This window comes from Glutamicibacter protophormiae (assembly GCF_014647495.1).
GTDB lineage: Bacteria > Actinomycetota > Actinomycetes > Actinomycetales > Micrococcaceae > Glutamicibacter > Glutamicibacter protophormiae.
Map to the genome: position 1 here is coordinate 80,146 of NZ_BMPH01000007.1, position 25,299 is coordinate 105,444.

24 protein-coding genes, 1 tRNA gene and 1 other RNA gene are annotated in these 25,299 nt (G+C 62.9%); 15 read left to right on the forward strand and 11 right to left on the reverse strand.

Annotated features, from left to right (window positions below; all coding sequences use genetic code 11):
- Window positions 1-31 precede the first annotated feature (31 nt).
- Entirely contained in the window at window positions 32-220 is a 189-nt protein-coding gene (locus tag IEY43_RS09890; protein ID WP_188948435.1) for a hypothetical protein, read from the reverse strand.
- An 82-nt stretch (window positions 221-302) separates the two neighbouring features.
- On the opposite strand from IEY43_RS09890, the gene IEY43_RS09895 reads away from it, so the two are divergent.
- The 5 genes from IEY43_RS09895 to IEY43_RS09915 all read left to right on the forward strand — a co-directional run bounded on the left by IEY43_RS09895 (window position 303) and on the right by IEY43_RS09915 (window position 5,431).
- Entirely contained in the window at window positions 303-980 is a 678-nt protein-coding gene (locus tag IEY43_RS09895; protein WP_188948436.1) for a response regulator, read from the forward strand.
- Window positions 981-1,103: 123 nt separating this feature from the next.
- On the forward strand, window positions 1,104-3,659 hold the full coding sequence (locus IEY43_RS09900) for an ATP-dependent Clp protease ATP-binding subunit (protein WP_188948437.1): 2,556 nt from the start codon (window positions 1,104-1,106) through the stop codon (window positions 3,657-3,659).
- 133 nt (window positions 3,660-3,792) lie between these two features.
- Window positions 3,793-4,149: a VOC family protein gene (locus tag IEY43_RS09905; RefSeq protein WP_188948438.1), complete on the forward strand. Its 357-nt coding sequence runs from the start codon at window positions 3,793-3,795 to the stop codon at window positions 4,147-4,149.
- Window positions 4,150-4,153: 4 nt separating this feature from the next.
- Window positions 4,154-4,741, forward strand: a complete 588-nt coding sequence (locus IEY43_RS09910) for a hypothetical protein (protein WP_188948439.1) — start codon at window positions 4,154-4,156, stop codon at window positions 4,739-4,741.
- Window positions 4,742-4,759: 18 nt separating this feature from the next.
- Entirely contained in the window at window positions 4,760-5,431 is a 672-nt protein-coding gene (locus tag IEY43_RS09915; protein WP_188948440.1) for an alpha/beta hydrolase family protein, read from the forward strand.
- A 45-nt stretch (window positions 5,432-5,476) separates the two neighbouring features.
- On the opposite strand, the gene IEY43_RS09920 is transcribed toward IEY43_RS09915, so the two are convergent.
- Both IEY43_RS09920 and IEY43_RS09925 read right to left on the reverse strand, forming a co-directional pair.
- A complete protein-coding gene (locus IEY43_RS09920) occupies window positions 5,477-5,809 on the reverse strand; it encodes a TIGR03364 family FAD-dependent oxidoreductase (protein WP_188948441.1) in 333 nt (110 codons plus the stop codon).
- Window positions 5,810-5,886: 77 nt separating this feature from the next.
- Window positions 5,887-6,204 carry an alkaline phosphatase family protein gene (locus IEY43_RS09925; protein WP_188948442.1) on the reverse strand — a complete coding sequence of 106 codons (318 nt, stop codon included), beginning with the start codon at window positions 6,202-6,204 and terminating at the stop codon, window positions 5,887-5,889.
- Window positions 6,205-6,414: 210 nt separating this feature from the next.
- Between IEY43_RS09925 and IEY43_RS09930 the strand changes: the two genes are divergently transcribed.
- Window positions 6,415-7,074, forward strand: a complete 660-nt coding sequence (locus IEY43_RS09930; RefSeq protein WP_188948443.1) for an AAA family ATPase — start codon at window positions 6,415-6,417, stop codon at window positions 7,072-7,074.
- 176 nt (window positions 7,075-7,250) lie between these two features.
- Here IEY43_RS09930 and IEY43_RS09935 read toward each other — a convergent pair whose 3' ends face one another.
- The gene (locus IEY43_RS09935) at window positions 7,251-8,738 is read right to left on the reverse strand and encodes a helix-turn-helix transcriptional regulator (protein WP_188948444.1); all 1,488 of its coding nucleotides are present in this window, start codon (window positions 8,736-8,738) and stop codon (window positions 7,251-7,253) included.
- A gap of 860 nt (window positions 8,739-9,598) precedes the next feature.
- On the opposite strand from IEY43_RS09935, the gene aceA reads away from it, so the two are divergent.
- The 3 genes from aceA to IEY43_RS09950 all read left to right on the forward strand — a co-directional run bounded on the left by aceA (window position 9,599) and on the right by IEY43_RS09950 (window position 13,843).
- Window positions 9,599-10,903: an isocitrate lyase gene (gene aceA, locus IEY43_RS09940; RefSeq protein ID WP_188948445.1), complete on the forward strand. Its 1,305-nt coding sequence runs from the start codon at window positions 9,599-9,601 to the stop codon at window positions 10,901-10,903.
- 79 nt (window positions 10,904-10,982) lie between these two features.
- Entirely contained in the window at window positions 10,983-12,620 is a 1,638-nt protein-coding gene (gene aceB, locus IEY43_RS09945; protein WP_188948446.1) for a malate synthase A, read from the forward strand.
- A 158-nt stretch (window positions 12,621-12,778) separates the two neighbouring features.
- Complete coding sequence (locus IEY43_RS09950; protein ID WP_188948447.1) at window positions 12,779-13,843, forward strand: alpha/beta hydrolase; 1,065 nt, start codon at window positions 12,779-12,781, stop codon at window positions 13,841-13,843.
- Between the two features lie 12 nt (window positions 13,844-13,855).
- Here IEY43_RS09950 and IEY43_RS09955 read toward each other — a convergent pair whose 3' ends face one another.
- Window positions 13,856-14,419, reverse strand: a complete 564-nt coding sequence (locus IEY43_RS09955) for a histidine phosphatase family protein (RefSeq protein WP_188948448.1) — start codon at window positions 14,417-14,419, stop codon at window positions 13,856-13,858.
- A 244-nt stretch (window positions 14,420-14,663) separates the two neighbouring features.
- On the opposite strand from IEY43_RS09955, the gene IEY43_RS09960 reads away from it, so the two are divergent.
- Window positions 14,664-16,040: an amino acid permease gene (locus IEY43_RS09960; RefSeq protein ID WP_188948521.1), complete on the forward strand. Its 1,377-nt coding sequence runs from the start codon at window positions 14,664-14,666 to the stop codon at window positions 16,038-16,040.
- 15 nt (window positions 16,041-16,055) lie between these two features.
- On the opposite strand, the gene IEY43_RS09965 is transcribed toward IEY43_RS09960, so the two are convergent.
- Window positions 16,056-16,772: a YoaK family protein gene (locus IEY43_RS09965; RefSeq protein WP_188948449.1), complete on the reverse strand. Its 717-nt coding sequence runs from the start codon at window positions 16,770-16,772 to the stop codon at window positions 16,056-16,058.
- 119 nt (window positions 16,773-16,891) lie between these two features.
- On the opposite strand from IEY43_RS09965, the gene IEY43_RS09970 reads away from it, so the two are divergent.
- Complete coding sequence (locus IEY43_RS09970) at window positions 16,892-17,584, forward strand: DsbA family oxidoreductase (protein WP_188948450.1); 693 nt, start codon at window positions 16,892-16,894, stop codon at window positions 17,582-17,584.
- Between the two features lie 22 nt (window positions 17,585-17,606).
- Here IEY43_RS09970 and IEY43_RS09975 read toward each other — a convergent pair whose 3' ends face one another.
- Both IEY43_RS09975 and IEY43_RS09980 read right to left on the reverse strand, forming a co-directional pair.
- The gene (locus IEY43_RS09975; protein WP_188948451.1) at window positions 17,607-18,236 is read right to left on the reverse strand and encodes a LytR C-terminal domain-containing protein; all 630 of its coding nucleotides are present in this window, start codon (window positions 18,234-18,236) and stop codon (window positions 17,607-17,609) included.
- Between the two features lie 43 nt (window positions 18,237-18,279).
- Window positions 18,280-18,582 (reverse strand): type II toxin-antitoxin system VapB family antitoxin, encoded by a 303-nt coding sequence (locus IEY43_RS09980; RefSeq protein WP_188948452.1) that lies wholly within the window; start codon window positions 18,580-18,582, stop codon window positions 18,280-18,282.
- Between the two features lie 280 nt (window positions 18,583-18,862).
- Between IEY43_RS09980 and IEY43_RS09985 the strand changes: the two genes are divergently transcribed.
- A complete protein-coding gene (locus IEY43_RS09985) occupies window positions 18,863-19,903 on the forward strand; it encodes an isopenicillin N synthase family dioxygenase (protein ID WP_188948453.1) in 1,041 nt (346 codons plus the stop codon).
- A gap of 306 nt (window positions 19,904-20,209) precedes the next feature.
- On the opposite strand, the gene IEY43_RS09990 is transcribed toward IEY43_RS09985, so the two are convergent.
- The 3 genes from IEY43_RS09990 to IEY43_RS10000 all read right to left on the reverse strand — a co-directional run bounded on the left by IEY43_RS09990 (window position 20,210) and on the right by IEY43_RS10000 (window position 21,827).
- Complete coding sequence (locus IEY43_RS09990; protein ID WP_188948454.1) at window positions 20,210-20,974, reverse strand: response regulator transcription factor; 765 nt, start codon at window positions 20,972-20,974, stop codon at window positions 20,210-20,212.
- 51 nt (window positions 20,975-21,025) lie between these two features.
- On the reverse strand, window positions 21,026-21,391 hold the full coding sequence (locus tag IEY43_RS09995) for a VOC family protein (protein WP_188948455.1): 366 nt from the start codon (window positions 21,389-21,391) through the stop codon (window positions 21,026-21,028).
- Window positions 21,392-21,739: 348 nt separating this feature from the next.
- Window positions 21,740-21,827: transfer RNA gene (locus tag IEY43_RS10000), tRNA-Ser, on the reverse strand.
- A gap of 187 nt (window positions 21,828-22,014) precedes the next feature.
- Here IEY43_RS10000 and IEY43_RS10005 point away from each other — a divergent pair.
- From IEY43_RS10005 to gluQRS, 3 genes are all read left to right on the forward strand, one after another.
- Window positions 22,015-23,547, forward strand: a complete 1,533-nt coding sequence (locus IEY43_RS10005) for an HNH endonuclease signature motif containing protein (RefSeq protein WP_188948456.1) — start codon at window positions 22,015-22,017, stop codon at window positions 23,545-23,547.
- Window positions 23,548-24,248: 701 nt separating this feature from the next.
- Window positions 24,249-24,345, forward strand: an RNA gene (ffs, locus tag IEY43_RS10010) — signal recognition particle sRNA small type.
- 27 nt (window positions 24,346-24,372) lie between these two features.
- Window positions 24,373-25,293: a tRNA glutamyl-Q(34) synthetase GluQRS gene (gene gluQRS / locus IEY43_RS10015; protein WP_188948457.1), complete on the forward strand. Its 921-nt coding sequence runs from the start codon at window positions 24,373-24,375 to the stop codon at window positions 25,291-25,293.
- Window positions 25,294-25,299: the final 6 nt, after the last annotated feature.

Genomic DNA, 25,299 nt, shown 5'->3' on the forward strand with positions numbered 1-25,299 from the left:
GGCAAGCCGTGAAGTCAAGCGGACGAACTTGCTAGCAGGAGATGCCGTAGTTCTTGCAGAACCAGTTCGACAGGTCGGTGCCCCAACCAGCCGGGGTAGCAACAGCGCCACCCTTCGAGATCACCTGGCTACCAGCGGTAGCAGCGGATGCCGGAGCCGCAACTGCAGTAACCGGCGCGAGTACTAGTGCCGCAACTGCGAGCATCTTCAGTGCCTTCATAACACACCCCATGTTTGAGTATTCTTATATAGTTCGAGTGAGCAGTCCGGAGCTGGCCTGTAGTGACTTTCTAAGGAAACTGATGGAACAGATCAAAGTGCTCATCGTCGATGACGAGCCCCTTATTCGGAATGCTTTGGGCACAATCCTAGCAACGGATCAGAGAATTGTAACGCTTCAATCTGTAGATAACGGATTAAAAGCTGTCGAATTCTGCAGGGACAATGAAGTCGACGTTGTTTTGATGGATTTGCAGATGCCCATCATGGACGGAGTCGAAGCTACACGGGAAATCAAGGCCGCAAGGAACAGCCCTGCGATCCTTGCCATCACGGCGTTCTCATCCGACGACTACCTCGTGCCTGTGCTTGCCGCCGGCGCAGGCGGCTACTTGGTTAAAGACACTGAACCGGCAGAGATCATCAGCGCAATACATGCTGTCCACAATGGCACCGCAGCTATTTCCCCGTCAGTTTCTTCGGACCTCGTCTCCGCGATTCAATCGGCGTACCGGGACACCAGCCAGGAAGTCCGCGATCTGATCGAAGATCTCGGCCTCACTGCGCGTGAGGTGGAAATTCTGAACCTCTTGGCGAAGGGTCTTAATAACACCGAGATCAGCCGAAAATTGAAAATTTCAGAAGCCACCGTAAAAACGCATATGGCCAAAATCTTTTCCAAGCTCGAAGTGCGCGACCGTGTCCAGGCGCTGGTAACGGCCACGCGCATGGGCCTCATCGAGATTCCACGCGACCAGTAGTCGGCTTCGCCCAAGGTGAGCTGGGCCTCCTCGCGAACGTTTCCGGAGGGTATCGGGAATAGATCTGCTTAAATTACGTTGAACATGAGCATAGACCGCTCAAGTTTCTACTAGGAGGCTCACTTGCCAGCATTCTTCGGCTCTCCCGACAACGGCTCGTTCGAGGAATTCCTCTCCCGGTTCCTTTCCTCGCGCGCCCAGGCTGCCCGGCCGATCGATATCACCCGCCTGCTTTCTGCACGCACCCATGAGGCAGTCACCACCGCCGCGTCGATTTCGCATGAGCACGGCCACGACGAAATCGATTCGCTCCACCTTCTCATAGCGCTGCTGCGCACCGAACCAATCCGGTCGCACCTCGAAACCATGGGCACGGACATCGAGTCCCTGGCCAAGGACGCCATCGCCCACCTGCCGCAGCGCCAGGAGCAGCAGGAGAAGCCGACGCGACTTTCCTCGGCCGCCCAGCGCAGCCTCTTCGACGCCTACCAGGTAGCCCGCAACTACGGTTCGACCTACATCGACCCAGACCACCTGTTCCTTGCGTTCGTCTTCAACCCGGAATCGCCGGTCAGCAACTTGCTGGCCCAGCACGGGATCACCGGCCAGTCGTTGCAGCAGGCAGCCCTGGAACAGGTCCAGCGCGCCCAGTCCGGGCAAAACCAGGATTCCGAGGAGTCCGAGGTCTCCATGCTGGAGCGCTACGGCACCGACCTGACCGCGTTGGCCGCCGACGGCCAGATCGACCCGGTCATCGGCCGCGAGGAGGAGCTGGCCCAGGTCATCGAGATCCTGGCCCGCCGCACCAAGAACAATCCGGTGCTCATCGGCGAAGCCGGCGTGGGCAAGACCGCCATCGCCGAGGGGCTGGCCCGTGCCATCGTGGCCGACGAGGTCCCCGAGCAGATCCGCGGCGCCCAGCTGATCTCCATCGACCTGCCCGGCATGCTCGCCGGCACCCGCTACCGCGGCGACTTCGAGCAGCGCCTGACCGGCCTGCTGGAAGAGGTCGCCGATGCCGAGGGCCAGGCCATCGTGTTCATCGACGAGATGCACCTGCTGGTCGGCGCCGGCTCGGGCGAGTCCGGCAACATGGACGCAGCCAACATCCTCAAGCCGCGTCTGGCGCGCGGCGAACTGCACCTGATCGGTGCCACCACGCTGGACGAGTTCCGCAAGGTGGAGAAGGACTCCGCGCTGGCCCGCCGCTTCGGCAAGGTCACCGTGGAGGAGCCCTCGCAGGAGGTCGCGCTGGCAATTCTCGAGGGCCTGCGCGAATCCTACGAGGACCACCATCAGGTGCAGTACACCCCCGAGGCGCTGAAGGCCGCGGTGAGCCTGTCGGCCCGCTACCTGACCGACCGTCGCCTGCCGGACAAGGCGATCGACCTGATCGACATCGCCGGTGCCCGCCGTTCCATCGCGGCCGGCGACACCGAGGACGTCCAGGGGCTGCGCTCCGAGCTGGTCGACGCCGAGCGCGACAAGGCCCGGGCCGTCGGCGAGGAGCGCTTCGAGGACGCCAGCGCCTGGCGCGACCACATCACCGCGCTGACCGAACGCATCGCCGCCGCGGAGGAGGCCGGCGACGCCGGCATCACCCGCGTGGTGGACGAAGCCCAGATCTCCGAGGTCATCGCCCGCTCCACCGGCATCCCGACCTCGCGGATCTCCGGGGACGACAAGGCCCGCCTGTCCGTGCTGGAAGAGTCGCTGCACGCCTCGGTGATCGGCCAGTCCGAAGCCGTGGCCGCGGTGGCCCGCGCCGTGCGCCGCAACCGCACCGGCTTGTCCCCCGCCCAGCGCCCCATCGGCTCGTTCCTGTTCCTCGGCCCGACCGGGGTGGGCAAGACCGAGCTGGCCAAGGCACTGGCCACCAACCTGTTCGGCTCGGCCGACGCGATGATCCGCGTGGACATGAGCGAATACGGCGAGAAGCACACCGTCGCGCGCCTGATCGGCGCCCCTCCGGGCTACATCGGCCACGACCAGCCGGGCCAGCTGACCGAGAAGGTGCGCCGCAACCCGTACTCGGTGATCCTGCTCGACGAAATCGAGAAGGCCCACCCGGACGTGTTCAACGTGCTGTTGCAGGTGCTCGATGACGGCCGGCTGACCGACTCGGCCGGACGCACCGTGGACTTCTCCAACACGCTGATCCTGATGACCAGCAACCTGGGCGGCGAGTACCTGGCCAACAAGGCCGGCAACTTCGGTTTCACCTCCGCCAACGCGGCCAGCGAGGCCGGAGAGATCCGCGCCAAGGTGATGGGCAAGGTGCGCGAATTCATGCGCCCCGAGTTCCTGAACCGGCTGGACGAGGTGCTGCTGTTCAGCAAGCTGAGCCAGTCGGAGATCGGCCAGATCGTCAAGCTGGTGTTGGCCGAAACCGGCGAGCGCCTGGCCGACCAGGAGCTCTCGCTGGATGTCAGCGACGCCGCGGTGGCTTGGCTTGCCGACGAGGGCTACGATCCGGAGTTCGGCGCCCGCCCGCTGCGCCGCTTGGTGCAGCGCAAGGTGCAGGACGCGATTGCCGACCTGCTGATCAACGACGCGGTCGCCGCCGGCGACACCATCGCCGTGGACTACGCCGACGGCAAGCTGAAGGTCGCCAAGCAGGTTGCGCCTCAGGCTCCGCCGGCGGCCGAGGAAAAGGTCATGGACTTCTTCGGCAGCTAGCCTCCGCGCCAGCAGCCGCCCGGGGCGGCCTGCGGGAACCAGCAAGGGTCCCGCAGGCCGCCTTTTGTCCACCCGGAGAATTGCCGGTGCGCTGCCCTACCCAAGAACCGCACCTCCCGGTAGGTTGGTACTCATGGCGAACATCGGCATGATCACTCTCGATACCCTGGACGAGCAGGCCGCGTCCGCATGGTGGCGGCTGGTGCTGCACGGCGAATACGCGGGGCAGTATCCGGGCTTCACCATGATCTCGGTTCCGGGCTTCCCGGCCAGGATTGGATTCCAGCAGGTCGACGAGGTGACCCCCGGCAAGAACCGGGTTCACCTGGATCTTGAAGCCAAAACCGACCGGGCCAAGGAAGTCGCTGAGCTGCTGGCGGCCGGAGCCACCCTGGTCGAGGAGCACACGGACGACCCTGACTTCGGGTGGAGCGTACTGCGCGACCCGTTCGGCATTGTCTTCTGCTTGTCGGATCCCCACGGGGACTAGTTCCATGGGTCTTTTCTCCAAGAAGTCCGCGGAGCCGGCAAGCCACCGCATCGATGTGCATTTCGCGCAGCCGATGACCGTCCGCCTGCGCCAGCAGCAGGAACAGGCCCTGCTGGAGGTGGCCACCGCCAGGCCGCAGTGCACCGCGCGCGTGGTCGCTTCGGGCACCGCGATCTCGGACCATGAGGAACCGCTCTCCAGCGATGTGCAGTTCGAGGTCTCCTGCCCGGATGTGAAAAAGCTGGTCGCCGCCTTCAGCAGCTGGCTGATGGCCAACGGGCTGGCCCGCGGTTCATGGATGGAAGTGGACGGCGAGCGCACCGCCCTGGGCACCAGCGAATACGTATTGCTGCGCACCCGGCTGGCCGAGGAATCCGATGCGGACCTGGAGGCCACCGTGCTGGCGTTGCACCGCGCGCTGGGCGACGGCACCATCGGCTGGCACGAGGATGTCTATTTCCGCTTCGACGGACCGGTGTTCGTCTTCAACGGCGATTCCGCGCGGGCGATCATGGACGCGCTGGCCGAGGAACTTGCCAAGCACCCCTTGCTCCGCAAGGCGGAACTGGTGGCGGCTAACGCGGCGGGCTGAGCCGTCTACGCTGGTTCCATGAGCTTAGAGCTTTCAATTCCCGTCGAATCCGTCGCGCTCAGCGCCCTGCTGGACGCTGCCGACCACCCTGCCGCACTGGTGCTCCTGGCCCATGGCTCGGGCGCAGGCAAGGACCATCCGTTCATGTCAGGGTACGCGCAGGCGGTCGCAGCATTGGGCTGCAGTGTCTTGCGGTTCAACTTCCCGTACATGGATGCCGGCAAGAAGTTCCCGGACAAGGCGCCGACGGCTGTCTCTGCTTGGAATCACGTGCGCAATTGGGCCGCGGAGAACCTCGCCGGCGATCTTCCCATTTTCGCCGCCGGCAAATCCTTCGGCGGACGCATGGCATCCGTGGCCGTATCCGAGGGAATGGACGCTGCGGGCCTGGTCTTCCTCGGCTACCCGCTGCATGCGCCGAAGAAAGACGAGAAACTGCGCGACGAGCACCTGTACGCGTTGCAGGTTCCGATGCTTTTCCTCGAAGGCACCCGCGATCCCTTCGCCAATCCGCAGATCATGGCGGATGTGGCATCCAGGCTGAACGAGAAGACCGAACTGGTCTGGTTCGAAGGCGGAGACCACTCGTTCAAGGTGCCCCGCTCGGGGCGCACCCCGGAGCAGGATGGCGCGGGCCTTGCCGAGGCAACGGCTCGCTTCATCCGCTCCGTCCTGGGCCATCGGAGCTAGGTTCCGTCCGGCAGTGCCACGGGCTCCTGCCTGCCCAATAGGCGCTTAGCCGGCGGCGAATGCGCTGGCGTTCTCGGGACAGATGGTGTCGATGCTCTCGGCGGCGATGCCGAAGGACATGGTCATGCCGATGCCCGAGGTAACCGTCACCACGCGGGTCTGCTCGTCCGGCTCCTCAACCAGCAGGCTCGTCAGCGCGCTGCTCGCATACACTCCCTGCCAACGCTGGGTGATCTGCAGCGGAGCCCCCAGCACCTTGCTGATCTCGCCAACGAGGCGATCTGTCCACCACTCGTCGAGGAACGGGTCCACCGTATTCCCATACACATGGCTGTCGCCCAGCAGCAGCGTACCGTCCGGACGCCGGGTAAACATCACGTTCGCGACCATGTCGACCAGCTCAGGGCTGTTGCGGTAGATCTCTTCGCGGACATCCGCGGCCCCCGGCATCGCGGTTAAAACTTCGGGTCGTTGATCAGAACCTCTTCACCGGTGGACGGGTCCAGGATGTAGTTGCCGCAGATGCCATGCACTGCCGGCGGATGACCTGTGGCAATGAACATGTTGTTCGGGCTGGTGAGCGTCGGAATGGCGCAGTGTGCGCCCCAGGAGGTGCCGCGGCCTTCAATCTGCTCTTTGAGCCAAGGCATGCGACCGGCCTTGATCGCTTCCTCGTGGTAGGCAGGCTCGCTGCCGTCGATGCCGATGACGACGGCAGGGTCGCCCTGGTGGATGTATTCGCGACCGTTGACCAAGAACGTGGTGCGACTCATGGAGATGCCTTCGGCAACCCGGAGCCCCTCACGTCGCATGATGAGACGGAACTGCGGAAGATTCCCTGAAATCACCCGCAGGCAGATCCGCGGAGATGCGCAAGCCGCGGAACCGCCGAGCTGAACCGCACATGAAACCCACAGGAAAAATGCGGAGCGCTACGCGACCGCCGGTCGTTGGAAGCAGTAACGCACACCCCAAGGAGAACCATGGTTCCAGTTCCACCGCAGGATGCTTCCCGGGAAATCCTCGCCGGCAGCATTCGACGTACCCTGGTCATCGTGGGGACCGATGGCGCCGGAAAAACCACATCCGCCCAGGCGCTGGCCAGCAGTCTGGAACGCGACGGATTCACCGCGCGATTCGCGGCAAACGTTTCGGGACGGCGCTGGCTGACACGGCGTTCAAGAGCCTGGGGACTCGACTTTCCCACCTTCACCCAGGACTTCATCGAGGCGGTCATCCGCACGGCCAATGTGGCAGTCAACTCGTTGCGGGCACGCAGCTTGAATGGCCTGACCGTCATGGACCGGCACCTGTACTGCCAACTGGTCCTTCGCAGGGTGCGCGGCCAGCCGCTGGGCCTGCTCATGCCGTGGCTGGCCCACAAGTCGGTAGAGCGGTCGCTGGTAGTGGTGCTGGATGTCGAGGAGAAGGTCGCCTACAACCGCATCGCCTCGCGCGAGGACGACTTCGAGACCTTGGAATACCTGCAGTCCAGCAGGCTCGAATATCTGCGGCTGGCCAAGGACAACGGCTGGAGCATCGTTGACGGGTCGCAATCGATTCGGCAGATTACTGCTGAGTTGCGTTTCCTAGCCGGATACCCGGCGGCGCTCACGCGTCACCCGGCCCCGAGTCCCAGCTAGCCGAGACTCAGGCAAATCGTTCGGGGTCCGACTCGATGCGCCAGCAGTGCGGCGGTGGACCGGCAGCGGAAATCCAGCCACCGGGCATCATCCCTTGTTCGATCGAACGGATCGCGGGCATGCGGCAGCCCAGCCGTTCCGGCGGCATTTGCCGGACAGAAATCGCACGACCCGGTTCAGGCCTGCTCTTCCAAGAACCTGTAGACTTCGGTTTCGTCCACCCCGGGGAACGCGCCGGTTGGCATGGCCGCGAGCAGGTGCGTATTCGCGCGCGTCGCAGGCCAGGCATTGCCGAACCACATGGAAGACAGCTCCGCCGGCGGACGGCGGCAGCAGTTTTCATCCGGACACTTGGACTGGCAGCGTTCCTTGGTGTCGCGTCCGCGGAACCATTTCACATGCTCGAAAGGCACGCCGATGGACAAGGAATACATCCCCGAGGAATGGCGCTCCGTACGAGCCGTGCACCAGTAGGTGCCGTTGATCGTGTCAGTGAACTGTTCAAAGGAGCGGAACTTGTCCGCCACGTCGAACACCACACGGCTGGTCCAATAGCGGCAGATAGTCTGCCCCTCAATGGCGCCGGTATGGTCGGCCGGGAAGTTCACCCCGTCGTTTTCATATGCCTTATGCAGGATCCCGGACTCGTGGACCTTCTGGAAGTGGCAGGTAAGCCCCAGGTGCTCCGTCGCCAAATTGGTAAAGCGGTGGGCGGCCGACTCATAGGAAACCGCGAATGCGTCGCGGATGTCCTCCACGGCAATCTCCCTGTTTTTCTTGGCCCGCTGAAGAAAATCGGTGGTCTCCTTTTCCGGCATCATCAGCGCCGCGGCAAAGTAGTTGGTCGCCACGCGCTGCGAGAGGAAATCCGCATAGTCCACCGGCGTCTGGTGCCCCAGCACGTAGTGGCCCAAGGCCTGCAGCAGCACCGACCGCGGATCGTGGTCCACGCGGGAGGCTTGGGTGAGGTAGATCCGGCGGTTCTTCAGGTCGGTGACCGAACGGGTCGAATGGGGAAGGTTGCTGACATACCGCAGGCTGAATCCCAGGTATTCGGCAATGTCCGCGGCACGGTGGTGCGACAGCGGGCCGCCGCTGTGCCCGGCGGCTTTCAGGATCCGCCCTGCTTCCTGCTCGATCTCCTTGTAGTAGTTGTTGCGCTGGCGCATTTCTTCGCGCAATTGCGTATTGGCCCGGCGGGCTTCCTCCGGAGTGGCCGCCTGTTCGTCGAGGCGGTGCTCCAATTCGCGCTGCAGTCCGACCAACGATTCAAGCACATCCATGGACAAGCGGCTGGAAATCCTGACCTTCGGCAGACCCAGGGATGCGTAAAGCGGTCCGCGCTGCGCACGTTCCAATGCGATTTCCAACGCAGCCCGTCGCGACGGCGGCTCAGCCCCGAGCAGGTCGTCCACGCTCACGCCCAGTGCGGAAGCCAGGGATTTCAGCAGCGACAACTTCGGTTCGCGCTTGCCGTTCTCCACGAGAGACAGATGGCTTGGCGCAGTTTCGACCAACGCACTGACATCGTCAAGCGTCAGGCCTTTCTCCTTGCGGAGGTAGCGGATGCGTCGTCCCAGCGCGATGACGTCTAGCTCGTCGTTCGCCTCAGCGCCGCCCGTTCCGTCAGCACGGGCATCCCGGTTCCATGTGGTAGCAGTCACACACTCAGAATAGGGGAAGAAGTTGTATTTTTTCCAGCAAATTCGGCATATGACCCTAAATCACCGCCTTGTCGCCACCAAGTTAACGAATTATCGGAAAATTTATCGCCGCACAGCCGTTGCGCCTGCGCACCCCCACGGCCGCGCGGCGCCGACGCCGCCTCAATCAGCAGGCCCGATGGCAGCAGGGGAAGCGGCTGCCTCGGGGCACTCCGGGCGACCCCGGACTGAGGACGTTCAAGCGCGGCTCCAGCATTCCCCCGCAGGCGGAGCCGGTGTTCCGACGCACGCGCCGGCACCCCGGTGCATCGCCGTGAGGCGCCCTGTATCCAACCCACCGCCGTGCCAACGGCCGAAAAGCCTAGTTTTGAAAGAAATCGACTTTTTCACCTACGTCGAACTCGCCTCGAACTTGCCCGATACCCCGCAGGGCACCTCGTGGCCTTCCCCGGCAATCTCGCGCCTTTTGCGCGCCGCGACGAGTAGCGCAGAACGCCAGCCGCGGTGAATTTCCATGAGATTCGCCCGGCAACCCCCAATTCACCTGCATGCCAAGAATCGGATCGCAACGCCGGGGAGCTAACCTGTGACCTCCGCTACACCAGAATTTCGAGGAATTTCAGAACTTCTTCAGTGTGATTCTGTGGGAAAATAACCATTTTTCGAGCTTTGGATCACAATCGATGAAAGAAGTGAACAAATTTCACAGAAGAGAAAAACGTTGAATCTTATTCCGGAAAACCTCTGTTGGAGGGGTTGCAGGCAGGGAATAGTTGGTGTCACGAAGAAGTTCACCGGATCGAAACCGCAGGGTTCACCGGTCCGAACGAACACCGAGCTTGTGCGAAGGAGCCAGCAACATGACTACCAACGAGAATTCCATCGAAAACCGCGTCGCAGCCCTGGAGAATGACTGGGCAACCAACCCTCGATGGGAAGGCGTCACCCGCGATTACTCCGCTGCAGACGTCGTGAAGCTGCAGGGCCGGGTCCAGGAAGAGCACACCCTGGCCAAGCGCGGTTCCGAGAAGCTCTGGAAGCAGCTCACCGAGGAAACCCCGACCGGCGGCTACACCAACGCACTCGGCGCACTGACGGGCAACCAGGCAGTCCAGCAGGTCAAGGCCGGCCTGCGAGCCATCTACCTTTCCGGCTGGCAGGTTGCCGCCGATGCAAACCTCTCGGGCCAGACCTACCCGGACCAGTCGCTGTACCCGGCGAACTCGGTTCCGCAGGTTGTCCGCCGCATCAACAACGCGCTGCAGCGTGCAGACCAGATCGAGTTCTCCGAAGGCATCCAGACCGTCGAGGACTGGATGGTCCCGATCGTCGCAGACGCCGAGGCCGGCTTCGGCGGCCCGCTGAACGCCTACGAGCTGATGAAGTCCATGATCACCGCCGGCGCTTCGGGCGTCCACTGGGAAGACCAGCTGGCCTCGGAGAAGAAGTGCGGCCACCTGGGCGGCAAGGTCCTGATCCCGACCCAGCAGCACATCCGCACCTTGAACGCAGCACGTCTGGCAGCTGACGTCGCCGGCACCCCGTCCGTCGTCATCGCCCGCACCGACGCCGAGGCGGCAACCCTGATCACCTCCGACGTCGACGAGCGCGACCAGGAATTCATCACCGGCGAGCGCACCCCGGAAGGCTTCTACAAGGTCCGCAACGGCATCGAGCCATGCATCGCCCGTGCCAAGGCCTACGCTCCTTATTCGGATCTGATCTGGATGGAGACCGGCACCCCGGACCTGGAGCTGGCTCGCAAGTTCGCCGAGGCAGTCAAGAAGGACTTCCCGGACCAGATGCTCTCGTACAACTGCTCCCCTTCCTTCAACTGGAAGAAGCACCTGGACGACGCAACCATCGCAAAGTTCCAGCGCGAGCTCGGTGCCATGGGCTTCAGCTTCCAGTTCATCACCCTGGCCGGCTTCCACGCACTGAACCACTCGATGTTCGATCTGGCCAAGGGCTACGCGAAGGACGGCATGAGCGCCTACGTCGAGCTGCAGGAGCGCGAATTCGCTGCCGAGGTTGACGGCTACACCGCCACCAAGCACCAGCGCGAAGTCGGCACCGGCTACTTCGATGCCATCTCCACCACGCTGAACCCCAACGCCTCCACCCTGGCGCTGGTCGGTTCCACCGAAGAAGGCCAATTCCATTAGACCCTAACGGGTCGATGGTGCCGGCTGACAATGACGTCAGCCGGCACCACCACCATTTTTAAGCTTTAAGGACGCTGTCATGAACACCCCGATCACCCTGAACAACATCACCATCACCGCCACCGAAGTGCGCTACCAGGAACAGATCCTCACCAGCGAGGCACTGGACTTCCTCTCCGCACTGCACCAGGGTTTCGAGAACCGCCGCACCGAGCTGATGCAGAGCCGCCAGCTCAACCGGGCCCGCATCGCCAACGGCCGCGACCCGAAGTTCCTGGAAGAAACCCGGAACATCCGCGAGGACGCTTCATGGCAGGTCGCCCCGATCGCTCCGGGTCTGGAAGACCGCCGCGTGGAGATCACCGGGCCGATCGAGCGCAAGGCGGCAATCAACGCACTGAACTCCGGCGCCAACGTGTGGCTGGCCGACATGGAGGACGCCTGCTCCCCGACCTGGCAGAACGTGATCAAGAACCAGGTGAACCTGATCCGCGTGCTCGACAACGAGCTGGACTTCACCGCACCGGACGGCCGCGAGTACAAGCTGGACACCCACGACCTGAAGCAGCTGCCGACCATCGTGGTCCGCCCCCGCGCACTGCACCAGCCGGAGAAGCACCTGCGGGTGAACGGCGCGCCGATGTCCGCTTCGCTGGTCGACTTCGGACTGCACTTCTTCCACAACGCCAAGCGCCTGATGGCAGCCGGCCGCGGCCCGTACTACTACCTGCCGAAGCTGGAGAACCACCTGGAGGCACGCCTGTGGAACGACGTGTTCAACATGGCCCAGGACATGATGGGCATCGACCGCGGCACCATCCGCGCCACCGTGCACATCGAATGCATCACCGCGGCCTTCGAGATGGAGGAAATCCTCTACGAACTGCGTGAGCACTCCTCGGGCCTGAACGCCGGCCGCTGGGACTACATCTTCTCGATCATCAAGAACTTCCGTTCCCGCGGACCGCGCTTCGTGTTCCCGGACCGCGATTCGGTGACCATGACCGCACCGTTCATGCGGGCCTACACCGAGCAGCTGGTGCGTGCCTGCCACCGCCGCGGCGCCACCGCCATCGGCGGCATGAGCACCTTCGTGCCAAGCCGCAAGGATGCCTCGATCAACGAGATCAACCTGGCCAAGGTGCGCGAGGACAAGGCCCGCGAGGCAGCCGACGGCTTCGACGGCTCGTGGGTAGCCCACCCGGACCTGGTGGCAGTGGCCCGCGAGGTGTACACCGAGGTGCTGGGCGACAACCCCAACCAGATCGGCCGCACCCGCGAAGACGTTCAGGTTTCCGCCACCGCGCTGCTGGACGTGGCCGGGCTGGAAGGCAAGATCACCGAGCAGGGCATCCGCGACAACATCGAGATCGGCATCCGCTACATCGAGTCGTGGCTGCGCGGCAACGGCGCCGTGGTGCTGCGCAACCTGATGGAGGATTCGGCCACCGCCGAGATCTCCCGCTCGCAGCTGTGGCAGTGGATCCACCAGTCGGCCATCACCGACCAGGGCGAGATCATCACCCGCCGCTGGGTGCAGGAGCTGGCCGAGGAGACCATGGACCGCATGGAGCGCTTCGAGGGAGACCGTTTCGAGTCCGCCATGGAGATCTTCGAAGCCTGCGCACTGCGCGACGACTTCCCGACCTTCATGACCCGCAACGCCTACCTGCGCTACCTGGACATGCCGGTTCCAGTACTGGAAATGGCAGGCTAGCCGCGCAGGCGCCACCCCATAGACCCGGCCGATTCGTTTCCAAGTCGTCCTCGTAAAATCGGCCACGAATTGCGGCATTCATCCGTTGGTAACCATTCCCGCGGGTGGATGCCGTTTTTCGCGCCCTGAAAGCGCGGGCTACTGGGTAGGCTGAAGCCATGGCGTTCCAGTTTAAAAACCCGGCCGAGGACCTGTGGGAGCCCGATGTCCTGGGCGAGGGCTTCACCCGGCGCACGCTGCCGCTGCTCGACGGATCCACCGCCACGCTGGTCCGCCACCGCCGGCCTTCCCGACTCCCGCGGCTGGCCCCGCCGCTGCGCGGGCTGTCGATCCTCTACGTGCACGGCTGGTCCGACTACTTCTTCCAGCACGAGCTGGCGCGGTTCCTCAGCGACGCCGGCGCCGACTTCTACGCCCTGGATCTGCGTCACTACGGGCGCAACCTCCCGCTGGATGCCCAGCGCGAGTCGGCCGCCGACACCTCCCCGGGGTTCACCAACAACCTGGAGCAGTACTTCGAGGAGTTCGACGCGGCGCTGCGCATCATCACCAGCGCCCACCCCGGCACCCGGGTGGTGCTGCTGGGGCATTCGACCGGCGGGCTGAGCGCGTCGCTGTACGCGGCCGCGAACCCGCACAAGATCGAGGCGCTGGCGCTGAACAGCCCGTGGCTGGAATTCCAGGCCAGCGAGCTGGGGCGCACTGCCCTGTCCAAGCTGTTCCAGGCCTCCAGCGCGCGCAACCCGCACCGCTTCCTGCCCAGCATCGACCCGGGCTTCTACACCCGCACGGTCTCCAGCCAGTTCGAGGGCGAATGGGACTACGACCTGGCCTGGCGCCCGGTCAACGGCTTCAAGATCACCACCGGGTTCATCTCAGCGGTCTTCGACGCGCAGGCGAAGGTCAAGAAGGGCCTGGACCTGGCGATGCCGGTGCTGGTGATGCTCTCGGCCAAGGACTACCTGCTGCCGCGCTGGCAGGACGCCGCGTCGAAGTCCGACGTCGCGCTGAACGTCCAGCAGATCGCCGAGCGCAGCCTCGATTTGGGCCGCGAGCTGCACCTGGTGCGGCTGGCCGACGCGCTGCACGACGTCTTCCTCTCCGCGCCGCCGGTGCGCACCCGGGCCTATCTGGACCTGGGCTCGTGGCTGGTGGCGATCAAGAACCGCCAGCACGACTCGCAGCTGACCGCCAGCGTGCAGCGCGTGGTGCCGGGCGCCTAGCGGGACGACGTCCTAGCGGGCGGCGGGCACCTGGTCGTTGACCAGTTCAAGGCGCAGCCGGCCGGCTTCGTCCTGCCCGAGCACCGCCACCGAGCCGTTGCGGATGGTGTCCAGCGTGTAGCCGGCGAAATCCGAGAGGGTGTAGCGGATGATCGTGCCGTGGCAGACGACCGCGACGTTCTTCCCGGGGAAATCCTCCATGATCTGCTCGATGGCGCGCCGCCCGCGGGCCACCACCGATTCCAGCGGCTCGATGCCGCCGCCGATCTTCCCGGGCCAGCGCTCCAGCGCCTCGGCCTCGATCATGCCCTCGCCCTGCGCATAGTCGCGCTCGACCAGCAGCTCGTAGCTCGGGCCCAGCTCAAGGCCCAGCCCGTCGGCGATGATCTGCGCGGTCTGCCGCGCGCGGTCCAGCGGGGAGGAGACGACCACGTCCCAGTTCCCGCCGGCCAGCACCTGCACCGCGTCGGCGGCCTGCGCGCGGCCAGTGCCGTTCAGCGGGATGTTGCTGCTTCCCTGCAGGCGGCCTTCGAGGTTCCATTGCGTCTGTCCGTGGCGGACGAATCCCAGCTTCATGCGCACCATTCTTCCACCGGCGCGTGCCCCGCGCCCGGCGGGTGTGGGCAATCCCACGGGTTTGCCCAGACACAATTTCACCCCATCTCCTTGCCGGAACCCGTACGATTTGGTACGTTGCACCGGCCCTCCGCGGCACCGGAGCACGTGCACCCCAACCCCCGAATGAGGATCCAAGCAGTTCATCGTGACCGAAATCAAGGCATCCCTCGCCCGCGGGCTCACCGCCCGCCACATCCGCTTCATGGCCCTGGGCTCGGCCATCGGAACTGGCCTGTTCTATGGCTCGTCCGCCGCCATCCAGGCCGCCGGCCCGGCCGTGCTGTTCGCCTACATGATCGGCGGCGCCGCCGTCTTCATCGTCATGCGCGCCCTGGGCGAGATGGCGGTGAAGCATCCGGTCTCCGGGTCGTTCGCGCACTACGCCTCGCGCTACCTGGGCCGCTTCGCCGGGTTCATCACCGGCTGGACCTTCACCTTCGAGATGGCCATCGTGGCCATCGCCGACGTGACCGCCTTCGGCGTCTACATGGGCTTCTGGTTCCCCGACGTCGCCGCCTGGATCTGGGTGCTGGCGGTGGTGCTGCTGATTGCCTCGATCAACCTGATGAAGGTCAAGGTGTTCGGCGAGACCGAGTTCTGGCTGGCGATCATCAAGGTCAGCGCCATCATCGCGATGATCGGCGGCGGCATCGCGCTGATCATCTTCGGCTTCAACGCCCCCGACTCGCAGACCGCGACCGGCATCGACACCCTGATGGCCGCCGGAACGCTGTTCCCCAACGGCTTCACCGGGCTGTTGCTGTCCTTCGCCGTGGTGATGTTCGCCTTCGGCGGCATCGAGACCATCGGCATCACCGCCGGCGAGGCGGACGACCCCGCGCGCTCGGTGCCGGCCGCGATCAACACCGTGCCGTGGCGCATCCTGCTGTTCTACGTGGCCTCGCTGGCAGTGGTCATGATGCTCTTCGACTGGCGCCAGATCGACGGCAGCGCGAGCCCGTTCGTGCAGATCTTCGACGCGCTGGGCATCCCTGCCGCAGCCCACGTGCTCAACGCCGTGGTGATCACCGCCGCCGTGTCAGCGATCAACGCGGACACCTTCGGCGCCGGGCGCATGCTCTTCGCGATGTCGGCCGAGGGCCATGCCCCGAAGTCCTTCGCGAAGGTCTCCTCCAACGGCGTGCCGTGGATGACGGTGGTCGTCATGACCATCGTGCTGCTGGTCGGCGTGGTGCTCAACGTGCTGCTGCCGGAGCAGCTGTTCACCATCATCGCCTCGATCGCCACCTTCGCGACCGTGTGGGTCTGGATCATGATCCTCGCCTCCTACCTGGCGATGCGCCGGGCCGAGAAGAAGGACGCCGCGGCCGCGCCACAGGGCCCGCGCGAGTTCGCGGTTCCCGGCGGGACGACCACCGCCTGGATCGCGCTGGCGTTCATGGTCTTCGTGGTCGTGCTGCTGGCGCTGAGCGCGGAAACCCGCGTGGCCCTGTACACCGGCGCCGCCTGGCTGGCCATCCTGGCCGTGGTCTACCGCTTCGCGGTGCGCGGCACCTCCGGCGGCCCTTCGGCGGACGGGCGCGAACGCGATTCGGAAGCGGTCTCCACCGGCCGCTAGGCGGCCGCCGGCAGGCTAGCGGATCTCGCGGCGCACCCCGACGGGGTTTTCCGGCTGCTGCGCGGTGCGCCGTTCCGAGGCCAGGGCCAGCGTGGCCCACAGCAGCATGCCTCCGGCCGCGATCCACAGGCTGGACAGGCCCAGGTGCAGGTAGGCGAACACCCCGGCCAGCGAGCCGAGCGTGATCATCGCCCACAGCACCGCGTAGCGGACCCAGAGCAGCCGCCCGGCTCCGCGGTCCGAGCCGGTCAGCAGCCCCAGGATCGCGCCGCCCAGGTGCTGTCCGAGCTTGACCAGCGTGCCGGTCATGTAGGTCAGCCCCAGCGACACCTCCCCCGAGCGCGTGTAGGAGACGTTGACCGCGCCCATCGAGGCCGCCAGCAGGCAGGCCCCGCCGAAACCCAGCGTGCCCAGCGAACCGAGCAGCGCGGCGGTGACCAGCAGCGCGCCGCTGAGGTACATCACGATTGGCCTGCGGTAGCGCGCGGCCCGCGCGGTGAGCACCGTCGCCAGCACCACACCGCCCACGAAGCTGCCCACGAACCCCATGGCCATGGCCCAGCCGCCGGCATCGCCGGTGAGCAGGGCGGCCGAGGAACGCGTCGAGTTGCCGGACATGAAGGACAGGAAGTAGCCGCCGAGGTGGATGAAGCCCACGCCGTCGACGAACCCCGCCATCGCGGTGATCGCCCCCGCGAAGAAAATTCCGCGCCATCCCAGATTTCTGGCCACCGAACGCCGCCCCGCCCTTTCCGTTCCCGACTGCGGTTTCCCGCCTGCTGCCATTATCCCGTGCCGCAGGCAACGCCCTGCCGAAGGAATGCCCGCGCGCCGCGGCGCGTTATACGGGCATGAGTGAAACCGCTGCTTCCCAGAATCCCGCCGATGCCAAGCGCCTGCGCGTGGACATCTTCTCCGACATCGCCTGCCCATGGTGCTTCATCGGCAAGCGCCGCTTCGAATCCGGCCTGGAATCCTCAGGCCTGGCCCAGGACGTCGACGTCTACTGGCACGCCTACCAGCTGGACCCGACCCTGCCCGAGCACTACGACGGCAGCGAGCTGGACTACCTGGCCAAGGCCAAGGGCATGGACCCGGCCCAGGTCGAGGGCATGCTGCAGCACGTCACCGCCCAGGCCGCCGAGGAGGGCTTGAACTACGACTTCGGGAAGCTGGTGGTCGCCAACTCCTTCACCGCGCTGCGCGTGCTGGAGCATGCCAAGCAGCAGGGGCTGGGCGGCGAAATGAAGGAAGCGCTGCTCTCCGCGCACTTCGAGAAGGGCCTGGACACCGGCAGCGTGGACACCCTGCTGCAGCTGGCCGCCGACGTCGGGCTGGATGCCGCCGCGCTGCGCACCGCGCTGGAGGCCGGCAGCTACGCCGACGAGATCAACGCGGACATCGCCCAGGCGCGCCAGATCGGCGTCACCGGGGTGCCGTTCTTCATCCTCGACGGCAAGTACGGAATTTCCGGCGCCCAGCCGGCCGAGGTCTTCGCCAACGCGCTGACCCAGGTCCACGCCGAAACCGTCGGAGCCAGCTAGCACCCGCCGGGCCGGCGGCCCGCTACTGCTGCGCGATGCACTCCAGCGTGCCCGGGGCGGTGTCCAGCTTGCGCTCCTTGACCAGGTGCTCGAATCCGGTGCCCAGCGCCAGGTCCACCTCGGTGCCGTACATCATCTCGTCGTAGACGAATTCGGAGCCGGGCACCTGGCGCTGGATGGTCAGCGCCTGCGCATAGCCCTGGGGCCCGGCCAGCACCACGGCGACCTTGTCCTCGTACCTGTCCAGCCCCGAGGTGGTCGCCGAGATCTGGAAGCCGCGATTCTTCAGCGCCTCGGCGGTTCTGCCCGCCAGCCCCGAAATGGTGGTCGTGTTCAGCACGCGCACCTTGAAGCTCGCAGGGTCCTGGTAGTTGAAAATGGAGGTGGGGCAGGCCGGGTTGGCGATCGGCTCGGCCGGCTGCTCGTCGGCCTGCACCGGCGTGGGCCTGCCGCCGATCTTCAGCACTCCGGTGAAGGACAGGGTGGCGGCGATGAACGCCACGAGCACCGCAATGGCCATGATCGAGAAGATGACGTTCTGGCGCCTGCGGGCAGTGCGCTTGGCCTGGGCGCTGGACACGAAGCTCAGCTCGCGCTCGCCAACGATGTGGGCCCCGCGCAACGTCGCAGGATCCTCGCGTTCGTGCATCATCGCACCCACTTTCAGGCAGCTACCCTTTGTGGCGACAGCTTACCTAATCCGCGTCGAGATCCAAGACCCTGGCATGGATCACCGACCGGTGGTGCAGCGCCGAACGCAGCGCCCGGTGCAGCCCGTCCTCCAGATACAGCACGTTCCGGTAGCGCACGACGTGCGGGAACAGGTCGCCGAAAAACGTTGAATCCTCGGAGAGCAACGTTTCCAGATCAAGAGTTGACTTGGTGGTTACCAGCTGGTCGAGCTTGACCTGCGAAGGCGGGATGGCGCTCCAGTCGCGGGGGCTGGACAGCTCGTGCTCGGGGTACGGACGCGAATCGCCTACGGCTCGGAAAATCACTCTTTCAAGCATAGGGAACCGCGTAACAAATTACCTGATTCAGCGACGCGTTCGCCGGCCCAGGCGCCGAATCGGGCATTATCCACGTCGAACGGGGCGACGCCGAATCGCGAACCGCAAGCATCCGCTTCACAGCCAGATCCATCCACCGGGCCCCGCAAGCGCAAATTATGCGCCCGGAAACAGGCCTTGGCAAGGATTGTTACGACGGCGGAAACGTGGCGGAACGGTGCGTAATTTTAGATAGTAACAATCCACCGAACGGGTGCACCCTAGGGTTATGAACAACGTAGTAACCGAGATCCCAGTCCTTGATATCTCCACTTCCCGGAATGCCGATGGCACGTTCAATCCCGAGTTCGTTGCCGCACTGCTCGACGCTGCCCACCGCGTCGGCTTCTTCCAGATCGTCGGGTACGCCTCGCGCGCCAACCAGGATCAGGAACTGCTGGACACGGTTGCCGAGTTCTTCGCGAAGCCGGTCGACGAGAAGATCGCGCTCGACAACCGCAACAGCGCCCAGTTCCGCGGCTACACCCGCTTGGGCACCGAGATCACCCGCGGCCGCGCCGATTCCCGTGAACAGATCGACTACGGTCCGGACCGCGAGCCGCTGGCCGTAGTGCCGGCCGACAAGCCGTACTTGAATCTGCAGGGCCGCAACCAGTTCCCCGAAGACTTCCCCCAACTGCGCGAACGCGCCATGGAATGGGCCGAGCTGATGAACCGCACCGGGCACGAACTGCTCTCCGCGATTTCCGTGGGCCTGGGCCTCGGCGAGGACTACTTCGACGAGCCGTTCTCAGGGGCTCCAGCCTGGATGGGCAAGCTGGTGCACTACGTGGGCGGCGGGATCGTGCCGGAGGCAGGAAACCAGGGCGTCGGCCTGCACGCGGACTACGGCTTCGTCACCCTGCTGCTGCAGGACCAGGTTGGCGGGCTGCAGGTACAGCCCTACGGCCAGGATTCATGGATCGAGGTTCCTCCGACCCCCGGGGCACTCGTCGTGAACCTGGGTGAAATGCTCGAAGTCGCCACCGACGGCTACCTGATGGCGACTATCCACCGAGTGATTGCCCCGCCAGCCAACGTTGACCGCTACTCGGTGCCATTCTTCTACTCCCCGCGCTTGGACGCGGTCATCGACAAGGTCGAGCTGCCAGCTGAGCTGGCCGCAGACGCCCGCGGCGTCTCCGACGATCCGCACAACCCGATGCTCGCCTCATACGGGGCCAATGTCCTCAAGGGTTGGCTGCGCGCCCATCCGCAGACTGCCGCGATCCATTACCCGCAGCTGGTCCAGAACAGGGCCACAGCCTAGCCTTAGCGGCTCAAGAAGAGCTCGGATAAACAAAAATAAACGTGAAGACTTCGACGGGGTATTGCGCCACCGCATCGAAGTCTTCACGTTTTTCCGCGAGCTTTCTGTCTTACCCGACGCCTCCCCCAAGGCGATTTGGCTATTCCCCCAAAACCCAGCCATCGTTCAGTTTCATAGTTCCCGCTAGGCCCTTCGGCCATGGGACTCATTGTGCAAGATCACACTTAAGCTGTGTTATCAATTAGCTCAAGATTGCATCAAGCATATGAAAGTCTAAAGAGTGGTTTTAAAAGGCTACAGCTACCACTAGTATGAACCGGGGTCATTTACAAATCTGTATCCAACCCCTCTGACTGTCTCAATCCACAGTGAAGAACGCGCAGAGTCACCTAGCTTGCGTCGGAGGTTAGCTATGTGTACCTCAATACTTCGAACGTCCGAGTCCGAAACATAGCCATGCTCAAGATCGTCGTTGTCGAGACTGACCCTTCGGGCAAGCTCTTTCTTGCTCCGCACCCTTCCCGGAACCTGCATCAGCACATGGAGGAGAGCGAATTCGGTAGCCGTCAAGACAATGGGAACACCGTCCAGATGAACTTCCCACGTTGAAGAATCCAGTCGCAGTGCGCCGTGGCTGAGCACTTTCACGACAGAACCCTTCCTGTCGCTGATCATCTGATTGATGCGGGCCTGTCGGCGCGAGAACGAATCTATTCTGGCCCGGAATTCGCGTTCACGCAGGGGCTTCGGAGAATACCCATCCGCTCCCGCATCGAACGCCAAGACCACCTCAATCTCTTCGCTGATGTCCATCACGGCCAACACGTACGCATCTAGATTGGCGCTGACACGGCGTATCGTTTCGATGCCGTCGATATCGGGCAGGCCAAAGCCGACGACAACGAGATCCGGCTTTGCCCTCTGGGCCAGCGCAACACCCCTTTGCCCGCTGGACTCCTCCTGTATGGCGAACCCGATCTGCCGAAGCAGTGTTGTCATCTTTCCACGCACGGCCTCGTCATACTCAATGACGACCGCCTTTGCTATTTCCCCAACCACGTTTTTCCCCAATCCCCTGTTAAGGCGATCGCGGCGGCCTAACGTTACAGACCGCTGCGTGGACTAAATGCTACCGGAGAGCACGCAGAACTCGTTACCTTCCGGGTCATAAAGAACGACCCAGTCCTCGTTATCGTCCTGACCGACGTCTGCGTATTGCGCCCCCAGCGCCAGCACTCGGTCAATCTCGTCCTGTTGCGAAGTACCTTGCGGCCTGAGGTCAAGATGCAACCGGTTCTTGATGCTCTTTTTCTCCGGCACCTGCGCAAAACAGATAACCACCTCGTTTGGCCCGCCTCCGCGCCGCCCAATGGTCACCAGACCAACGGCTTCCTCTCGAACTTCAAAACCCAGAACTTCACACCAGAACTTGGCAACGAGCATTGGATTTTGGCAATCAACGGCAATCTCACTGCTGACTACGGACATGGCCCACGACTTCCCACTCCACCGGCAGACCTTGGATGTCCACCTTCGCCTCGGATGATACGCCGATCTCCCGCCAATGCGGCCAAAACTGGAAGTTGTCGGCAAATCGGGCAAAATGCTCATTCTGGATGCTGTCCAGACCCGGAATTCCAGGGCAGAATCATGGATCGCATGGAAACCAGCAGATGACTCACTTGGCTCGGGTCAGCATGCCGGTGAGGGGTTGTTCCAGTAAACCAGCTGACAGTCCAAGACCATGCTGGTTCGCTTCGGGGAACCCCGCATTCCTGAGATCACATGCAAGTGGAATTAAACGAAAAAACCCCCGATTTCTCGGGGGCTTTCCAATGGCGGAGGATAGGGGATTTGAACCCCTGAGGGCGTTAACCCAACACGCGTTCCAGGCGTGCGCCATAGGCCGCTAGGCGAATCCTCCTCATTTTGCTCCGTGGAGCAGAATCAAGCATATCTAAATTTCCGCTCAATCACGAATCGAAGGCAGCGCGCCGGCAAAACTCACTCCACTCAACATCGTAATCCTCTAGATTTGGCGTTTTTCGCGCTTTCCCCACATTGAAACCGGCTCCTCCAAACTGTCCGTGGCAGGGAGGATACTCAATAACATGAGCAAAAGAGAGGTATTTCACAGCGACGATGATGCTCATCGTCTACCGATGTATCCTCCTGGCCTTCGAATGAATTTTGGCTCAGGAGGAGTGTGGGATGGGGAGCTCGACCAGCATAAGTTCTTCAATAAATTCGCTTCGACAGCCTTGGATTTATACAACCTTCCGCCAGCGGATTCGCCAGCAGACGGAATGAAACGCCTTGAAATCATCGGCCGGCTTCGAAGCATGCTGGATGCAGCCGAAGCATCCCTCATGGCAGACACCTTGGAAATGTGCGCCCGCGAAGCTACCAGCCGGGGTGTCCAAGAGTCCCTGCTCGATCAAGGTGACGATCAAGCCCAGCAGCTTTCCGCCAAGTACTACGGCGTCAATTTGGCTGACGAGATCACTGTCAGGTCCTCTTTCATCGCCGAAGCAGCGATTGCCATGCGTGATTCGGAAACACACATTCAAGGCAAGCTGTTTACGGCGGAAGGTCTTCGCAATCTATGCGTCGATACCCTTTCGGCCCTGGCCAACGGTGAGATCACTACCAAAGCAGCCAGAGAAATAGTCAAGCAATCTCAAGACTTGGTCCCTGAAGACATCAAGCAGATGGAACATGTGTTGCTCCCTCTGGCTAAGACGGCAACTGATTCAGCGATCTCTCAACGAGCTCGCCGCATGCGAGAGCGGCTCCATCCGAAACCCCTTGACGAACGGCACAAGGAGGCCCGTGAGCTCCGCTCCGTGACGTGGTGGGCGGACGAAAATGGCATGGCCACTTTGCAGGTGTATCTTCCTGCGGAAGATATTTTCAGCATGGTCAACACCGTCAACTGGTTCGCCGTAACGAATGTGGATGAGGATGATGAACGGACCGAACGTCAACGCCGAGCCGATATTTTCCGGGATGCAATGATCGATGGATGGCCGGACAGCAATGGCACTCCGTTGAAAGCCCGCGTTGCCGTAACGATTCCTGCCTTGGAAATGTTGGCGGATCCCAAGAAAGCCCTTGCCGAGCTGGAAGGTTACGGCCCCATACCCATTGGCACTGCATTGAAGATCGCGCAGGAAGCGCCCTCGTTCATCAAGGTACTAACCGATCCCTGGACCGGCGCCGCGATTGATGTCGCCAGGGAAAAGTACCGTCCAAGCAAGGCTCTCAAGGATCTTCTACGTTTCCGCGACGTTCAATGTCGTTTCCCAGGCTGCAATCGGCTGGCCGAACAGTCCGAGGCTGACCATATCGACGGTTGGGCTCAGGGAGGCCACACATCGCGTACGAACACCGAGCTACTTTGCAAAAGGCATCAGCTGTTCAAGCACGCTTTGGGTTGGGAAGTAACCTATCGTCCAGATGGCTCTGTCAGCTGGCGCACCCCGAATGGAATCGTCTGCCTAGAAGTTCCGGGAAGCGTGAAAACGGTTCAGAACTTCGACTTCGAGAAGAGCCAAACACCAGTCCTTCCCGAAGTTGAGATGACTGATCGCGTTCGCAGAGTACTTGGCTGGTACGACCCTCCGGAAGCTGCAGCTGGCTAGACTCCGCAGTGGTACTGCCCAGTGAAGTGAATCTGATCAATTTTTTTGATCAGGAATCCAGACTTCCAGTTCTTTCGACAGCCAGTAGGACGACAAAAACGCTCCTCCGGAAAAACGAGCACCCACGTTGAAGGGCTTAGTTCGCCATGTGTTCCTGGCTAACCAACAAAATCCCCAATCACAACACGCAACGGCTCTGACTATCTGCGGCTCAAGCAGAAACAGCGGTCAGCGTTGCCGCGCCATGACGAATTCTGATCAAATTTCTTGCTCAGTTCGCCTCAGCCTTCGTCCCAAGCCAGCAGATCCACTGCCCGACTGAGTTGTGTTTCTGATCATTTTTTTGTTCAGAATCCTTCCTCACTGTTTCGGCCAGCTCGCCCGTCCTGCGCGAACACGGTGGCTCAGGCAGTGCCCATCTAAAAATTTTGACCAGATTTTTTCCTTCAGCGCCTCGCGAGTGCTAGAGCATTTCACCCTCCCAGTCGCTCTTGACCAACCTTCATCTGGCCAATTTTCTGATCAAAAATTTGCCTCAGATTTCTCTCCCGTCATCAAAATGCCACCCGTTGGCCGCTGGGGTTACGAACCGCGTGAGGAATCTGATCAAAATTTTCGTTCACTTCTACTCCGGGCAACCGGTGAGAGCAAGCGCACGCCTTACGATTTTTATACACACCCCTTCCTCGGGTAGTATTTTTGGTGACCCCTCGTGTGGTGTCATCCTGTTGAACTCCCCCAGGACCGGAAGGTAGCAAGGGTAGATGGGCTCTGGCAGGTGCATGAGGGGTCTTTACTTTTTTACGCAAGCCGAATGGAGTCCAAGTGGGCGCTGGCCGTTTCGCCCCTAGCCCGTCAGGGCGCCTCCACATCGGTAATCTGCGCACCGCAGTCCTGGCTTGGCTTTTCGCCCGTTCCACTGGACGCGATTTTCTCCTGCGCGTCGAAGACTTGGATCGTGTTCGCGCAGGATCCGAAGCCGAACAGCTTGCCGAGCTCGACGCTCTAGGTTTGAGCTTCGATGGCACACTGGTGCGCCAGTCCGACCGGTTGCCTGTGTACCGAACCATTGTGGACGAACTGAAAGCACAGGGGCTTGTCTACGAATGCTTCTGTTCCCGCAAGGATATTGCCGAAGCGGGCAGCGCTCCGCATGCTGCGCCAGGATCCTACCCGGGCACCTGCCGGAATCTCACCGCCGGAGAACGTGCCGAAAAGGCGCTGCACCGTCCGGCGGCGTTGCGCCTGCGCGCCGAAGTGAACGAATTTTCTGTTCAGGACGAGCTCGCCGGCCGCTACACCGGCGCGGTTGATGATTTCGTGCTGGTGCGCAATGACGGAGCACCCGCATACAACTTGGCGGTCGTCGTCGACGATGCCGCCAGCGGAATCGATCAAGTAGTCCGCGGCGACGACTTGCTCTCGTCAGCCCCGCGTCAGGCGCATCTCGCCCAGTTGCTCGGCTACACCATTCCGACCTACGCGCACGTTCCGCTGGCGCTGAATGAAAAGGGCCAACGGCTGGCCAAGCGCGACGGCGCTGTAACGCTCGAAGAGATCACCGAACAAGGTGTGCGTCCGGCCGAAGTACGCGCATTTTTGCTAGAGTCATTGGGCTTGCCGGGTCAGGATTTGCAGGCAGCCCTGGAGGCATTCGACCCGGCCGCGCTTCCGCGCGAACCGTGGATCGTGAAGCCTGAAAACATTGTCCAACAGCTGATGCCCCCGGCATCGCGCAACCGATAGGGAACC

Coding starts and splice junctions, on each gene's coding strand:
- IEY43_RS09915 (WP_188948440.1), top strand. CDS start 4,760: ATGAGCTTAGAGCTTTCAATTCCCGTCGAATCCGTCGCGCTCAGCGCC.
- IEY43_RS09955 (WP_188948448.1), bottom strand. CDS start 14,419: ATGAAGCTGGGATTCGTCCGCCACGGACAGACGCAATGGAACCTCGAA.
- IEY43_RS10005 (WP_188948456.1), top strand. CDS start 22,015: ATGAGCAAAAGAGAGGTATTTCACAGCGACGATGATGCTCATCGTCTA.
- IEY43_RS09925 (WP_188948442.1), bottom strand. CDS start 6,204: ATGAGTCGCACCACGTTCTTGGTCAACGGTCGCGAATACATCCACCAG.
- IEY43_RS09960 (WP_188948521.1), top strand. CDS start 14,664: ATGGCCCTGGGCTCGGCCATCGGAACTGGCCTGTTCTATGGCTCGTCC.
- IEY43_RS09905 (WP_188948438.1), top strand. CDS start 3,793: ATGGCGAACATCGGCATGATCACTCTCGATACCCTGGACGAGCAGGCC.
- IEY43_RS09995 (WP_188948455.1), bottom strand. CDS start 21,391: ATGTCCGTAGTCAGCAGTGAGATTGCCGTTGATTGCCAAAATCCAATG.
- IEY43_RS09895 (WP_188948436.1), top strand. CDS start 303: ATGGAACAGATCAAAGTGCTCATCGTCGATGACGAGCCCCTTATTCGG.
- IEY43_RS09970 (WP_188948450.1), top strand. CDS start 16,892: ATGAGTGAAACCGCTGCTTCCCAGAATCCCGCCGATGCCAAGCGCCTG.
- aceB (WP_188948446.1), top strand. CDS start 10,983: ATGAACACCCCGATCACCCTGAACAACATCACCATCACCGCCACCGAA.
- aceA (WP_188948445.1), top strand. CDS start 9,599: ATGACTACCAACGAGAATTCCATCGAAAACCGCGTCGCAGCCCTGGAG.
- IEY43_RS09950 (WP_188948447.1), top strand. CDS start 12,779: ATGGCGTTCCAGTTTAAAAACCCGGCCGAGGACCTGTGGGAGCCCGAT.
- IEY43_RS09975 (WP_188948451.1), bottom strand. CDS start 18,236: ATGATGCACGAACGCGAGGATCCTGCGACGTTGCGCGGGGCCCACATC.
- IEY43_RS09890 (WP_188948435.1), bottom strand. CDS start 220: ATGAAGGCACTGAAGATGCTCGCAGTTGCGGCACTAGTACTCGCGCCG.
- IEY43_RS09930 (WP_188948443.1), top strand. CDS start 6,415: ATGGTTCCAGTTCCACCGCAGGATGCTTCCCGGGAAATCCTCGCCGGC.
- IEY43_RS09985 (WP_188948453.1), top strand. CDS start 18,863: ATGAACAACGTAGTAACCGAGATCCCAGTCCTTGATATCTCCACTTCC.
- IEY43_RS09910 (WP_188948439.1), top strand. CDS start 4,154: ATGGGTCTTTTCTCCAAGAAGTCCGCGGAGCCGGCAAGCCACCGCATC.